At 38.2% G+C, this 14,006-nt stretch carries 12 protein-coding genes and 1 rRNA gene; 7 read left to right on the forward strand and 6 right to left on the reverse strand.

From position 1 onward, the window contains the following. Positions 1-45: 45 nt before the first annotated feature. Positions 46-1,110 (forward strand): M24 family metallopeptidase, encoded by a 1,065-nt coding sequence (locus tag JTI58_RS05980; protein WP_205445876.1) that lies wholly within the window; start codon positions 46-48, stop codon positions 1,108-1,110. 249 nt (positions 1,111-1,359) lie between these two features. After that, positions 1,360-2,646 carry an RNA polymerase factor sigma-54 gene (rpoN, locus tag JTI58_RS05985; protein ID WP_205445877.1) on the forward strand — a complete coding sequence of 429 codons (1,287 nt, stop codon included), beginning with the start codon at positions 1,360-1,362 and terminating at the stop codon, positions 2,644-2,646. Positions 2,647-2,716: 70 nt separating this feature from the next. On the opposite strand, the gene JTI58_RS05990 is transcribed toward rpoN, so the two are convergent. The 5 genes from JTI58_RS05990 to JTI58_RS06010 are packed head-to-tail and all read right to left on the reverse strand — an operon-like array spanning position 2,717 to position 8,230. Next, positions 2,717-4,201, reverse strand: coding sequence for an aldehyde dehydrogenase family protein (locus JTI58_RS05990; RefSeq protein WP_205445878.1), 1,485 nt, complete (start codon positions 4,199-4,201; stop codon positions 2,717-2,719). Between the two features lie 17 nt (positions 4,202-4,218). After that, positions 4,219-5,121, reverse strand: coding sequence for a 4-hydroxy-tetrahydrodipicolinate synthase (gene dapA / locus JTI58_RS05995; RefSeq protein ID WP_205445879.1), 903 nt, complete (start codon positions 5,119-5,121; stop codon positions 4,219-4,221). 26 nt (positions 5,122-5,147) lie between these two features. Next, on the reverse strand, positions 5,148-6,020 hold the full coding sequence (locus JTI58_RS06000) for a proline racemase family protein (protein WP_205445880.1): 873 nt from the start codon (positions 6,018-6,020) through the stop codon (positions 5,148-5,150). Positions 6,021-6,032: 12 nt separating this feature from the next. Further along, positions 6,033-7,052 (reverse strand): proline racemase family protein, encoded by a 1,020-nt coding sequence (locus JTI58_RS06005; protein ID WP_205445881.1) that lies wholly within the window; start codon positions 7,050-7,052, stop codon positions 6,033-6,035. Next, entirely contained in the window at positions 7,049-8,230 is a 1,182-nt protein-coding gene (locus JTI58_RS06010; RefSeq protein WP_243456330.1) for an NAD(P)/FAD-dependent oxidoreductase, read from the reverse strand. Before JTI58_RS06010 ends, JTI58_RS06005 begins: the two co-directional genes overlap by 4 nt. A gap of 174 nt (positions 8,231-8,404) precedes the next feature. Between JTI58_RS06010 and JTI58_RS06015 the strand changes: the two genes are divergently transcribed. The 5 genes from JTI58_RS06015 to JTI58_RS06035 all read left to right on the forward strand — a co-directional run bounded on the left by JTI58_RS06015 (position 8,405) and on the right by JTI58_RS06035 (position 13,812). Further along, positions 8,405-10,096 (forward strand): sigma-54 interaction domain-containing protein, encoded by a 1,692-nt coding sequence (locus tag JTI58_RS06015; RefSeq protein ID WP_205447142.1) that lies wholly within the window; start codon positions 8,405-8,407, stop codon positions 10,094-10,096. 151 nt (positions 10,097-10,247) lie between these two features. Next, complete coding sequence (locus JTI58_RS06020; protein WP_205445883.1) at positions 10,248-10,514, forward strand: (2Fe-2S)-binding protein; 267 nt, start codon at positions 10,248-10,250, stop codon at positions 10,512-10,514. Continuing rightward, positions 10,514-10,855, forward strand: a complete 342-nt coding sequence (locus tag JTI58_RS06025) for a (2Fe-2S)-binding protein (RefSeq protein ID WP_205445884.1) — start codon at positions 10,514-10,516, stop codon at positions 10,853-10,855. The genes JTI58_RS06020 and JTI58_RS06025 overlap by 1 nt, the downstream gene beginning before the upstream one ends. Further along, entirely contained in the window at positions 10,845-12,062 is a 1,218-nt protein-coding gene (locus JTI58_RS06030) for an NAD(P)/FAD-dependent oxidoreductase (RefSeq protein WP_205445885.1), read from the forward strand. Before JTI58_RS06025 ends, JTI58_RS06030 begins: the two co-directional genes overlap by 11 nt. A 295-nt stretch (positions 12,063-12,357) precedes the next feature. Beyond that, a complete protein-coding gene (locus JTI58_RS06035) occupies positions 12,358-13,812 on the forward strand; it encodes an alanine/glycine:cation symporter family protein (RefSeq protein WP_205445886.1) in 1,455 nt (484 codons plus the stop codon). Positions 13,813-13,857: 45 nt separating this feature from the next. On the opposite strand, the gene rrf is transcribed toward JTI58_RS06035, so the two are convergent. Next, positions 13,858-13,973: ribosomal RNA gene (gene rrf / locus JTI58_RS06040) — 5S ribosomal RNA — on the reverse strand. Positions 13,974-14,006 lie beyond the last annotated feature (33 nt).

A 14,006-nucleotide genomic window follows, 5' to 3' on the forward strand; every position in this document is an offset into this window, starting at 1 on the left:
CTGGCATAGAAATTGCAATATATTCTTAAAAGGGGGAATTAGAACATGTCACAATTACAAAAAGTACGAGTTGCATTACAGAAACAAGAAACAGAGGCGCTTATTATAACAAACGACCAAAACCGTCGTTATTTAACTGGGTTTACGGGGAGTGCTGGTACAGTAGTAATTACACCAACACAAGCAATTTTACTTGTTGATTTTCGTTATACCGAACAGGCAACGAAACAAAGCGGTGCTTTTGATGTACGCCAAATAGATCGCGCACATTTATATGACACGATTCAAGCGATTTTAGACGCAGAATCTATCCAAACGGTTGGATTTGAACAACAGCATGTGAGTTACTATACGTATCAATTGATGGCTAGTAAACTAACGGCAACATTAAAACCGCTATCTAATATTGTGGAAGATTTGCGGATGATTAAAACGCCAGAGGAAATTGAACTGATAAAAAAAGCCGCGTGGATTTCAGACGAGGCATTCCAACATATTTTAAAATTTATTAAACCTGGCGTTTCAGAGGTTGACATTGCCAATGAATTAGAAGCACATATGCGTAAAAATGGGGCTGCTGGGGCTGCATTCGATATGATTATTGCTTCTGGTAAGCGCTCCGCCCTACCACATGGTGTTGCAACTTACAAAATCGTAGAACAAGGCGATATGCTGACACTAGACTTCGGTGCTTATTATCAAGGTTATCGTTCAGATATGACGCGAACAATCGCTGTTGGTGAGCCACCAGAAAAATTAAAAGAAATCTATCAAATCGTTTACGACTCGTTGCAACATGCACTCACGCATATGAAGGCTGGTATTACAGGGAAAGAAGCAGATAGCTATAGCCGCGATTACATTAAAGACAAAGGTTATGGCGAACTTTATGGTCACGGTTCTGGGCACGGTATCGGCTTAGATATCCATGAAAATATTTTTATGTCTACTGTTTGTGAAGATATGCTAGAAGAGAATATGGTACTTACAGTGGAACCTGGTATTTATATAGCCGATTTAGGTGGTGTTCGAATAGAAGATGATGTCGTTATCACAAAAGATGGCATTGAAATCATTACGCACTCTCCAAAGGAGCTTATTATTTTATAATCAATTCATACTGTGCGGAGAAAATTTCTAAATTTTATACACTTGGTGTCACAATGTTTATTTTTTTGACACATTGGCTACTTCTTTTACTAACAGCAATTATAGATAATTCCTTGCAGATGACATCCTATATGTCAAAAATTTTAGTCACCGCTGATGAGGAAAATACAACTGACACGATTATATTTTCATTACGAACATCATTTTCTATAGTTTTATGGCAATTAAATAGAGAATCGAGGTTTTATTATGCATCTATCAATGAAACAAACACAAGATTTGAATTTAGTGATGACCGTACAACTTCGCCAAGCCATTGAATTGCTACAGTATTCTACACAGGAACTAGAGCAGTTTATCCGTGAACAAGAGCTGATGAATCCATTAATAGCATTGATTGAGCCAACATTCCCAGAACGTGTGCCCACGTCAAAAGCTGTAACTCGTCAAACAAACATGGTAGATACTTTATCTAAATATGAACAAAATATTCGCGATGATTTATTTGAACAAGTGAAGTTAACTTTCTCTAAAGACACAGATATTAAATTACTTAAACATATTATTTATCATTTGGATGACAACGGTTACTATGAGCTACCAATTGCACCTATTTATCAGGACCAAGAAATTCATAGAGGTATTCACTTATTACAAACCATTGGCCCTCTTGGTGTTGGTGCACGCAGTTTACAAGAATGTTTGCTGTTACAAACAATTTATCGTCATGATAGTCCAAAACATACTGATGAAGTGATTGCCAATCATTTAGAAGCGTTTGCAAATAAAAAATGGAAACAAATCGCTCATGATTTGAATATCTCGCTTTGTGATATGCAAGCCATTTATCAATTTATTCTAACTTTACAGCCAAAGCTAAGCTCACTGTTCCATCAAGAAGCCATCCAACACAATACGCCAGACATTATTGTACAAGTGCAGGATGATGCTATTACGTTTTCTTTAAATGACTATTACTTGCCTAAACTCAAACTTCACCCTGACTATGTTCCGTATATTACGAGCAATTCTTCTGAAAAGGGTTATTTTAAAAAGCACTTATCCGATTATCAATGGCTCGTTAGTAGTATCGAACAACGGCGCCATACGATTATCAAAATTATGACGGCGCTAATTGACAAGCAAGAAGCTTTTTTTACACATGGTTTTGCTGCGATACAGCCTCTTACATTACGAGAAGTTGCAGAGCAAATAGGTGTACATGAATCAACAGTTAGTCGTGTCACAACAAATAAATACGTACAAACACCTTATGGCACATATGAGCTTCGTGATTTATTTACTTCAAAATTACAAACAACGAATGGCGATAGCGTGTCACAAATTACGGTAAAATCGCTGTTAGCAGATTATATTAAAAACGAAAATAAAAATAAACCTTGCTCTGATCAAAAAATCTCTAATTATTTCAAAGCCAGTCATGGTATCGAAATTTCACGTCGTACGATTACTAAATATCGTGAGGAAATGAATATCCCATCTTCTTCACGACGCAAGGAGATTCAGTTTAGTTAAGCATTTGAAAAGGAGCTATCTCATTGTAGGTAGCTCCTTTTCTATATATGAATTTAAGGGGGTTACTCAATCAATTTTGCTTCATATTAACAAAAACACTTTTTATTTCTGTATAGTTGGACAGGCCGTATTCGCCACCCATTTCTCGTCCAATACCTGATTGTTTATAGCCACCAAACGGCATTGTTTCCCATTCTAAACCAAAGTCATTGATCCATACTGTTCCTGCTTGTAGTTTACTAGAGATATAATGCGCTTTTTTCACATTTTCCGTCCAAATACTTGCAGCCAGTCCATACTTACTATCATTTGCACGTGCAATAACTTCTTCTATTGTTTCAAACGAAAAGATGGACATAACTGGCCCAAAAATTTCTTCTTGAGCAATTGTCATATCATCTTGTACATCTGCAAATACAGTAGGTTGTACGAAGTAACCTTTGTTAAATGCACGCCCACCACCTGCTACAAGTCGTGCGCCTTCTGCCTTTCCTTTTTCGATAAAACCAAGAACTGTATTGAATTGTTTTTGCGACACGAGTGGTCCCATTTCTGTCTGTGGATCTAATCCAGGTCCTAGTTTTACTTCTTGTGCCTTTTCAGCAAGCTTCTCCACGAATTGATTGTACAGACTACTATGCACAAATACGCGGGTACAAGCACTACAGTTTTGTCCATGATTATACATTGTCCCTGCAAATGTACCTTCTATTGCAGTTTCTATATCAGCATCTGCTAACACGATAGCTGGCGATTTACCACCGAGTTCTAACGTAACACTCTTCACATCATCTGCGGCTTTTTTCATAACATGAATGCCCGTTTTAGTTGAGCCAGTAAATGCAACCTTTGCGACACCTTTATGTGTGACAATTGCCTCTCCTGCCTCTCCTGTACCAGGAACAATGTTCACAACACCATCCGGCAAACCGGCTTGTTTCATTAATTTCCCTACATATAATAATGACAACGATGTTTCCGCTGCTGGTTTAATAACGACGGTACAACCAACTGCTAATGCAGCGCCTAATTTCCATGCAGCCATGGCAAGCGGGAAATTCCACGGAATAATTTGTCCAACAACCCCTACTGGCTCATGAACCGTATAGTTTAAATAATTTTTAGATACTTGGACTGTTTGCCCTGTTATTTTTGTTGCCCAACCTGCATAATAACGGAAATGTTGCACAGTACCATCTACATCATCAGCTAATGCTATTTCGTAAGGCTTCCCATTATCTAATGATTCTAACTGCGCTAATTCCTCACGGTGTTCTTCTAATAAATCCGCAAATTTATATATAATCCGTGAACGTTCAGCTGCCTCCATTAAAGACCACTCACCGTCAAATGCTTTTTGTGCTGCTAATACTGCGATGTTGATGTCTTCAGCTTGCGCCTCACTTACTGTTGCAATGACCTCTTCATTTGCTGGATTTAATACGTCAAAGCTCTTACCTGATTGAGATGCCACGTATTCACCGTTAATGTATAATCCAACCGGTGAATGTAAAAATTCTAGTACTTTTGGTTTCAGCGTTAATAAAGCCTCCATATTCGACACCCCTTTTGTTAATGAAGTTCAGTAACCAACACATCTAAGTCTGCCAAAATAGCTTTTAATTGTGCATCTTCTTCTGCCGTTAGTGGCAGGCGCGGTAAACGACATGGTCCACCTGCCCAACCTTTTAGCTCCATTGCACGTTTAGTAATTTGTACATATTTGCCTGAGCCTTCTAAAAACGCACACAATGGTAAAAGACGATCGTAAATGGACCATGCCTTCTCTAGATTACCCTCTTGTACATTGTTGTATAGTTCAGTTACGAGTTCAGGCACGATGTTCCCTGATACAGAAATCCAACCGACAGCACCAACAAGGAATGATTCGATTGCTAAATCTTCTGATCCACAAAATACTTTAATATCGTCTTGTCCTTGACGTACAATATCACGTGCTTTGCCGATGCTACCACTCGATTCTTTAACATGTGTGATGTTTGGTACTTCTCTGCCTACTTTTAATATCGTCTCTAAACCAATATCCACACCCGAAGTGAATGGATTATTATAAATCATAATTGGGAAGCTTACCGACTCCGCTACTGTTTTAAAGTGTAAATATATTTCTTCATCTTTCGGATGAGCATAATAGGAGTTAATGAGTAAAGCAGCATCTGCTCCAGCCTGTTCAGCTTGTTGCGTATAGGCAACAGCATCCGCTGTCGTTTCTGCAGCTGTCCCTACGATTAACGTAATACGACCTTTAATTTGATCTACTGCTACTTCTACCGCTTTAAAGCGTTCTTCTTTTGATAAACTTACAAATTCCCCTGTACTACCGTTAATTGCAATCCCTGTTACTCCTGCTTCAATAAAATGTTCAATATTTTGACGGAAACCATCCCAATCAATGTCTGTTTGATTTAACATCGGCGTTACTAATACTGGAAATACACCTTCTAATTTTTTCATCATTCTTTCCTCCTCTGTTTTAGTTATTACACAATGATGAATCCTTGTTGTAATGGATCTTCGCTGTCTACTACAAATTGATGGATTCCTGTGATATATCCTTTTAATGCAATTTCGTAGCCAACTTCATCTGTTCGTATCAACTCGATACTGCTGCCGAAAATACTACTATTTATTTGAACAGCTTGATCACCTAATATTGCCGTTAATGCTAATGTGCTATCAACACTTGGTGAACGTAAAATATAGCCATCTCGCTCAAATGTTACTGAACGTACCATACTGTCTAATTTTTCATACACGATAACACCATCTGCATCATGATATTTGGCACTTTCAGTTATTCCCCAAGTGCTAATATGAGCTAATTCATCTAGTACAAGTGCCTTTATATGGTGCGGTTTTTCCATCACCATATAGCGTCGTTCATCATCCACTACAACTCGCTCACCGGCTATACGCGCTGGCTTCACTGTCAAATTAACTGACAGTACTTCATCTTTTGTATCCGAAAGTTTTACATATACTTGGTGAATGCCTTTTACCGTTTCAATCGAATAAACGTTGTTGTTTGATAATTCAATCGTGCCACATTCTAGTAATACAGTTGTCGTTGCTACAAGTGCCTCATACTTAAAATCTGTAGATGCTGCATGTTGGAAAAATAATAACCGGAATGAAGCGACCGCTGATGGCAATATTACGCAGCCATGCATACCACGATGTCCTCGTGGCTCATTTAGTAAAAGGTTTTTCGTATTTTCAAAATGTGTATTTAATGCAGTGGCCGCTTCTGCTATTTGTTGTTGATAAATGGCAATAGGTGATTGCACCACTATACGAAAGGCCTCTCCTACTACTTGTGTATCAATTGTTTGAAAAGATTTGTTATAGTTCATCTATATCCTCCTTTAGTGATCCATCGGTGGAATCATTAAATAGCCTTCTTTTAATGGGTCTTGCTCATTATAAAAGAATTTATGCATGCCCATTACCCATGCAGACCCTGTTACTTCTGGGATAACAGCTATTCCATCACCTACAGTTACTTCCTCTAGTACACGTGCTGTAAATAGTGTTCCTACGATACTTTCATAAACAAATGGTTCATTGATTGCCAGCTCATTTTTCGTATACAGCGTAGCAATTTTAGCTGACGTACCTGTACCACATGGTGAACGGTCTATTCCTCCTGGCGGTACAACTACTGTATTTTTTAAATGTGCTAATTCATTGGTAGCATCCGTATAAAACTCCATATGTGTTAGCCCCTCAATAAACGAAAACTCAGGATGTACAATCTTTTCTTTGGCATTGACAGCATTTCGGAGACGAATACCTGTATTAATGATTGCTGTCGCATTTTCTACTGTTAAATCGAGACCTATTTTACGAGCATCGACAATACCGTAAAAATTGCCTCCGTAGGCAATTTCGCATTCAACAATCCCTAGCTCCGGATCTTCAATACCAACTTTCTTTAATAGGAATGAAGGTACATTTTTAAATGTCACTTCTTTGGCAATTCCTTCTTCTACTTTAATTTGTACATTGATTAAACCTGCTGGCGTGTCTAATGTAATATTTGTATATGGTGTTTGGATGTCTATTAATTGTGCTTCGACGAGTGCTGTACAAACACCAATCGTGTCATGTCCACACATCGGCAAGTAGCCACCTGTTTCGATATAAATAACGCCAAGATCAGCATCTGGATGGCAAGGGTCTGTAATAATAGCGCCTGACATAACACTATGGCCACGAGGTTCATTCATCAAAAACTTGCGTATCCAGTCATAATGTTTTTGCATATATAGCATTTTGTCTGACATCGTTTCCCCTTGTAATTTCGGCATACCACTAATAAGGGACCGAGTTGGATTGCCCCCTGTATGAGTATCAATTGTGGTAAATAGCTTTTGGAATTTCATGTGTGAAGTACTCCCTTCTGAAATCGATTCATATTAACTGGCTCCTTTGGAATACACGTATCTTTATATTGCAACAATTCTTGTACGAGTTTTCCTGTAACGGCAGCTAAGCTTATACCGTCCCCTTCATGGCCTGCCGCTATATAGAAGCCTGGTACTTGCTCTACTTCACAAATAATTGGTAAATGATCTTCCGTCCATGGTCTTAAGCCACAATATGTACGAATAATTGACATATCGGCGATTTTCGGATAAAAGCGCATAGCACGCCTAGCAATCATTTTGACAACATCATGATTTACTTTTGTATCAAACCCAACAAATTGACGACTACTCCCGATTAAAAAATTTTGTGCTTCGGTCGGTTCAAAAACTAATGCAACGCCGTATTTTTCAATATCTGCATCCACCATACGCTGTCCACCGAATTTGGAGATTAAATAGCCAAATTCCATCACTTTGCGAAGACCTACTGGCTCTTGACGTGACGCAACAATAAGGTGTCCTTTACGCGGCTGTATTGGGATATCGATGCCTAACATCTGTCCAATGCTTGGAGCCCAAATACCACAAGCATTAATTACTTTATTAGCCGTCATCATCTCCACATTTGTATCGATTAAAAAGGTGCCATCTGACTGCTTCTTAATCTCTCTGACCTCGGTATGTTTTCTTATTTTTGCTCCAAATTTTTCTGCTGAATGAAACATGGAAAACGTAAGCATATACGGATTCACTGTTGAGTCGGTTTTACACTCAAGTCCACCATATAAATCATCAGCAAAAAACTTTGATTCATTTTTTAAATCTGCGCGGTCTAACATCTTAAAATCTAACCCCGCCTGTTTTTGCCGTGTCACCCATTGCTGTGCAGCTTCCATTTCTACATCACTTTCACAAACAAGAATACTTCCTGGGTTACGGTATTCAAATTTAATTTCTAAGTCTTTATCTAATTCATGTACTAATTGTTGGCTTACTAATGACATTTGGCTATCAAAGCCTGGGTCCTTATCGATGGCTAAAATATTGCCATCACAACGAGAAGATGTACCACTCGCTAATTCATTTTTTTCGAGTACAGTTATTTCAAGTCCTGCCTTGGCACAATAGTAAGCAATTGCCGCTCCAATAATACCTCCGCCAATAATAACGATATCATGATGAGATGTCCCCAAGGTTCTCCCTCCTTTTTTACTAACACTTAACATTGTGCAAAAACTATGCCAATCTAAACATCTGGAATTTGTTTGATTAAGAAGCCACTATATGTCAAAATAAATTTTAATATTCTAAAAAATTTGACATACGGTTACGAAGGGGGACTTACATTGCATCCATACCATTTAATTATGAATAAAATGCTAAAACGGAATTTTGCTTTTATCCCTATAGAAGAAGTCGTTACTAAAATGAATAATGATAAGATACAGTATTTTGTTATTGAAAATGACAAGCCTTATGCCGTGAAAAGAGGCAAAAGAAAAAGTGATATTAACTATATAGCCTGTCAAATTGTTCGCATGGATTGTCCGCTCAAAACAGCACTTGATTATTTAGAGGAATATGAGTATTTACTTGTGCGCGACGAAGCAAAAGAATATATAGGTTATTTATGGAAAGAATCTTTAATGCATGATCTTGCCTATGAATTAGAGTGTATCAACGCATACTTAAACACTATTTTAGAAACGATTAATGAGTCATGTACTGTCATTGATGGTAATCAAAACGTCATTTATTGGACCAAGGGTGCAGAAAGTATTTTTTCTGTATCTGGCAATCATATTATTGGACAGCCCATCACTAAATTCTTTAAGGAAGATCAACTTGAAATATTACATACATTGCAGCATGGGAAATCAGTTTATCAGCAACAACATTTCCCTCGTGAAGATCTTGTCGTGATGATTAATTCAAATCCTGTTATGTTAAATGATAAAACGATTGGCGCAGTGGTGGCAGAGACAGATATTACGCATGTAAAAAAATTAAACGAGGAACTCCATCTTACATCGGAAAAATTGCTAAATTTAGAAAAACAGATGAATACAAATGGCTTAGCATATGATCCTTTTACATTGATTCGTGGTAATAGTCCGCAGCTTAAAAGCGTGCTTGAAAAGGTCAAAAAAGTCGCGGAAACAGAGGCAAATATTTTAATTTACGGTGAAAGTGGGGTCGGCAAAGAGCTTTTCGCTCGTGCAGTCCATGCCATTCGTGAAAAACCTGAAGCACCCTTTGTCGCAATCAACTGTGGGGCCATTCCTAGTGGCTTATTTGAAAGTGAGATTTTTGGCTATGAAAAAGGTGCCTTTTCTGGTGCCCATCAAAAAGGGAAAAAAGGAAAAGTTGAGCTAGCCCGTGGCGGCACCCTGTTTCTAGATGAAATTGGTGAAATGCCTTTAGACATGCAAGTAAAAATTTTGCGACTGCTACAAGAGAAAACATTTTATGCTGTCGGTGGTACTAAGGAAATGGATGTTGATTTTAATTTAGTTGCTGCTACGAATAGGGACTTAAAACAATTAGTTGCAGAAGGGAAATTTAGAGAAGATTTATATTACCGCTTAAATGTTGTGAATTTCACTGTTCCTCCATTACGAGAGCGAGCATCAGATATTTTAGAAATTAGTAACTATTTCTTATATGAAAAATCGATTAAATATAACCGCCCTATTCAAGGGATTCCCCCTGAGATTGCCAATATTTTATTGCACTATCAATGGCCAGGAAATGTACGTGAACTTAGTAATGTTATAGAACGGCTAGTTGTATTTTCAAACGAGGGAGCCATTCACCTAGAAGATTTACCAACTGATATTTTAGCGGCCGTTCCTAAAGCAGAACTACTGGAAATACCAAAGGATTTGCCACAAAGCAATGGCACTCAATTAAATGAACAGCTTGAACATTATGAGCGTGAAATTATTTTGCAACAGCTTGCTTCCGTGAATGGCAATAAAAAGATTTGCGCCAAAAATTTAGGCATTACGCGAGCCACTTTATACAACCGATTAAAAAGGCTAAACATAGATGTCTAATTTTTATAAACTGTCCACTTTTTTATACACTCAGTGTTCGATACTTTAAACAAATGCTTGTTGCTTATGAAACTCCTATAAGAAATTTTCTGGCATAGTTTTTGCAGTAACTATATACGTAAATAAAAATTTCGTATTAGGGGTGTAGGCTATGCAAAATAAAACGATGATCGTATGTCGTTGTGAAGAAGTGAGCTTCGATGAACTGGTCAAAACAGCATCTGAATATAATTGTTCTGCACGAGAACTAAAATTACGTACGCGTGCAGGTATGGGCTATTGTGGTGGTCGCACTTGTCGCACAATGGTAGACCAAATCGCACATATCCACCAGCCAAGAAGCAATAATGACATATCATTAAAATACCAAGCTCCCATTCGCCCGGTGCGTTTTGCGGATTTAGGGGAGGTTAAATAATGACAGAACGTATTATGAGCCATCCTATTTTGGGAGATTTGCCACACAAGGAAAAAGTATCTTTTACTTTTGATGATCAATTATATGAAGCATATAAAGGCGAATCTTTAGCAGCTGCCTTACTTGCCCAAGGTATCCGCACATTGCGCGTACACGAAGAAACTAGTCACCCTCGTGGTATCTACTGTAATATTGGTCATTGCTTTGAATGTCGTGTCAATATCAACGGCTTAGATGGGGAGCGTGCATGTATTACGCCCGTCGCTGAAGGTATGGTTGTAAAGAGTGGCAAAGTACTTCCAACAACGGTACGTGATTGGAGGAAACATCATGGAAAATAAAGTGATAATCATCGGTGCCGGCCCTGCTGGTCTTTCTGCCGCTATCACCTTAGCTGAAAAAAATATCGGCGTTGTCGTTATTGATGAGTACTTATATGCAGGCGGACGTTTACTTGGGCAACTTTACGAGGAAACACCAAATAAATGGTGGAATGGCATAGCAGAATCTGAACGTTTGTTAGCTCGTGCTAAAGAATTGAATGTCGAGTTTTCACTACAAACATCAGTGTCTGATTTAGAAAAAATGGATCAAGATTGGGTAGTCCATACGAATAAAGGTGTTTTCCATACAAAACAGTTGCTGTTAGCTACAGGAGCCGCCGAATCACCGTTCCCTATTCCAGGATGGACGTTGCCTGGTGTAATGTCTGTAGGGGCTGCGCAAGTCATGACAAATGTGCATCGAGTAAAGCCTGGCGAGCGCGGCATAATTATTGGTGTGAATGTGCTTTCTTCTGCAATTGCTATGGAGTTACAAATCGCCGACGTGCAAGTTGCAGCTATCACATTACCTGCAGCTAATTTATTAACAATTGATAGTAGTGACCCATTAGATGTAATGAATTCTTTATTACATGTTTCTCATATGGCCCCTTCCCTACTTATAAAGATTGGTAGTAAGTTTATGAAAAATGAATTCCTAAAGAAATTAGGGATTACGTTCTATCCGAAAGATGGGGTGAAAATGTGGGGAATTCCGATTATGTTGCGAAAAGCTGTTATTGAAATCGTTGGTAAAGAGCAAGTAGAAGGTGTCGTCCTAGCAACAGTAAATGTTGATGGTTCTATCGTTCCAGGCAGTGAGAAACGCATTGATGTGGATTTTGTTTGTATCGCCGGAGGATTATATCCATTAGCAGAATTGGCCTCTTTAGCAGGTTGTCCATTCCATTATATTGAACAATTAGGTGGATTCGTCCCACTACATAATGAACAAATGGAGACAAACTTAGCGGGCTTACATGTTGCGGGCAATATTACAGGAATTGAAGGAGCAAAAGTAGCATTAGCACAAGGAAAAGTTGCTGCCCTATCGATTGCATCTAAGTTAGGTGCTAGCGTTACGCAACTAGACATTCAACAAGCTATTAAAAATGTAGAAACAACAAGGGCCCATGCCCATATTCAATTCCATCCGGAAGTTTTAGTAGGTCGTCAAAAAATGAAGAAAATTTGGGCACAGTCTTTGTCACATACGATGAGTTAACATTGTCAGAATTTTAGACAAAAATGATAAAAGTGTATAAAGTTTTTAAATAAAACATTTCTATAAAAAATCTTTCTCCCACTATTGAGAGAAAGATTTTTTATTTTATTTAAGCCTTATTCCATTAGCTTCATTATCGAAAAAAGCATGCTGCTCAATTATTGGCACAAATAATGCATTATCCATTAGTAAGGAGTAAAAGTTGAAAGGAGGTTTTCTATAGAACGATAGAGCGATAAACAGTTCTTTAAGGAATGGTGTGGGCTGTGAAATGATTATTTAAGGGGGAGAATAAATGGAAGCCATCGTGAATACTTTAGTTGATTATATTTGGGGAAATGCACTCGTTTATTTAGCATTAGGTGTAGGCTTATACTTCACTGTTATTACAAAAGCTGTTCAATTTCGTTATATTCCTGAGATGATTCGATTATTGCGTCAACGAGGCGAAACGAACGAGGGCATCTCATCTTTTCAAGCTTTTTGTATGGCGTTGTCTGGGCGTGTTGGGGTCGGTAATATCGCTGGGGTAGCAACTGCTATTGCTGCTGGAGGACCCGGTGCAGTATTTTGGATGGGTGTTATGGCATTCCTAGGTGGAGCAAGTGCATTCATCGAATCAACATTAGCACAAGTATATAAGGAAAGAGCAGATAATCAATATCGTGGTGGATCGCCTTATTATATTGAAAAGGGATTAAAATTAAAAGGATTTGCTGTCTTTGTAGCAATCGTAATTTGTATTTCGTATGGAATTTTAGTACCAGGAATACAAGCAAATACAATAGCAGCTTCATTTAATACAGCATTTCATTTACCACCATTTATAACAGGTATCATTATTGTTGTACTTTTAGCATTAATTATTTTTGGTGGCATTAAGCGGATTGCACGAGTAGCAGATAAAGTTGTCCCTATCATGGCGGTTGCTTACGTTCTATTAACCATCATTATTTTAGGAGCTAATCTAAGTGAAATTCCTGGAATGCTTAAATTAATCGTTACAAGCGCTTTTGGTACAAATGAAATATTCGGAGGTATTGTTGGTGCGGCCATTGCCTGGGGTGTAAGACGTTCAGTGTTTTCAAATGTAGCTGGTGCAGGCGAAGCAACATTCAGTTCAGCTGCCGCTGAAGTATCCCATCCAGCAAAACAAGGTTTAGTCCAAGCCTTCTCAATTTATATTGATACGATTATCGTCTGCACAGCTACGGCTCTAATGATTTTAATTACAGGTATGTATAATGTAACACCTCCAGGAGCAACAGCACCGCTAGTAGAAAACGTTCCAGGCATTGTTGCAGGTACTGCTTATACGCAAGCCGCTGTATCTACTGTATTTCATAATCTTGGAAGTAGTTTTGTTGCCATTGCTATTTTCCTTTTCGCCTTTACAACTTTAATGGCATATTATTATATAGCAGAAACGACAATTGTATATCTAGATAAGAAATTGCAATATCCTATATTAAAATTCGTTTTAAAAGTAATTTTTTTAATAGTCGTTTATATCGGAAGCGTTCAATCTGTGAGCCTTATGTGGGGGTTAGGAGATATTGGATTTGGCAGTATGAGCTATTTAAACTTTATTGTGATCGTTTTATTATCTAGACCTGCTATCAAAGTATTGCGTGATTATGATCGTCAAAAGAAGGCAGGACTTGATCCAATTTTTGATCCACGTAAAGTAGGCATTGAAAACGCCGATTTTTGGATAACATACAGTGATAAATACAAAAAGAAGAATTAAGTGTTAAATAAAAAAACAGTCAGCACTCAGCTGACTGTTTTTGTTGCCTAGCGACGTCCTACTCTCACAGGGGGAAGCCCCCAACTACCATCGGCGCTAAAGAGCTTAACTTCCGTGTTCGGTATGGGAACGGGTGTGACCTCTTTGCCATCATCACTAGACTATGTTCGACCTCCAATACACGGCGTATTACT

The organism is Lysinibacillus fusiformis, assembly GCF_016925635.1.
In the GTDB taxonomy this organism is placed as follows: domain Bacteria; phylum Bacillota; class Bacilli; order Bacillales_A; family Planococcaceae; genus Lysinibacillus; species Lysinibacillus fusiformis_F.

Coding starts and splice junctions, on each gene's coding strand:
- JTI58_RS06030 (WP_205445885.1), top strand. CDS start 10,845: ATGGAAAATAAAGTGATAATCATCGGTGCCGGCCCTGCTGGTCTTTCT.
- JTI58_RS05990 (WP_205445878.1), bottom strand. CDS start 4,201: ATGGAGGCTTTATTAACGCTGAAACCAAAAGTACTAGAATTTTTACAT.
- JTI58_RS06035 (WP_205445886.1), top strand. CDS start 12,358: ATGGAAGCCATCGTGAATACTTTAGTTGATTATATTTGGGGAAATGCA.
- dapA (WP_205445879.1), bottom strand. CDS start 5,121: ATGAAAAAATTAGAAGGTGTATTTCCAGTATTAGTAACGCCGATGTTA.
- JTI58_RS06005 (WP_205445881.1), bottom strand. CDS start 7,052: ATGAAATTCCAAAAGCTATTTACCACAATTGATACTCATACAGGGGGC.
- JTI58_RS06000 (WP_205445880.1), bottom strand. CDS start 6,020: ATGAACTATAACAAATCTTTTCAAACAATTGATACACAAGTAGTAGGA.
- JTI58_RS06015 (WP_205447142.1), top strand. CDS start 8,405: ATGAATAAAATGCTAAAACGGAATTTTGCTTTTATCCCTATAGAAGAA.
- rpoN (WP_205445877.1), top strand. CDS start 1,360: ATGCATCTATCAATGAAACAAACACAAGATTTGAATTTAGTGATGACC.
- JTI58_RS05980 (WP_205445876.1), top strand. CDS start 46: ATGTCACAATTACAAAAAGTACGAGTTGCATTACAGAAACAAGAAACA.
- JTI58_RS06020 (WP_205445883.1), top strand. CDS start 10,248: ATGCAAAATAAAACGATGATCGTATGTCGTTGTGAAGAAGTGAGCTTC.
- JTI58_RS06025 (WP_205445884.1), top strand. CDS start 10,514: ATGACAGAACGTATTATGAGCCATCCTATTTTGGGAGATTTGCCACAC.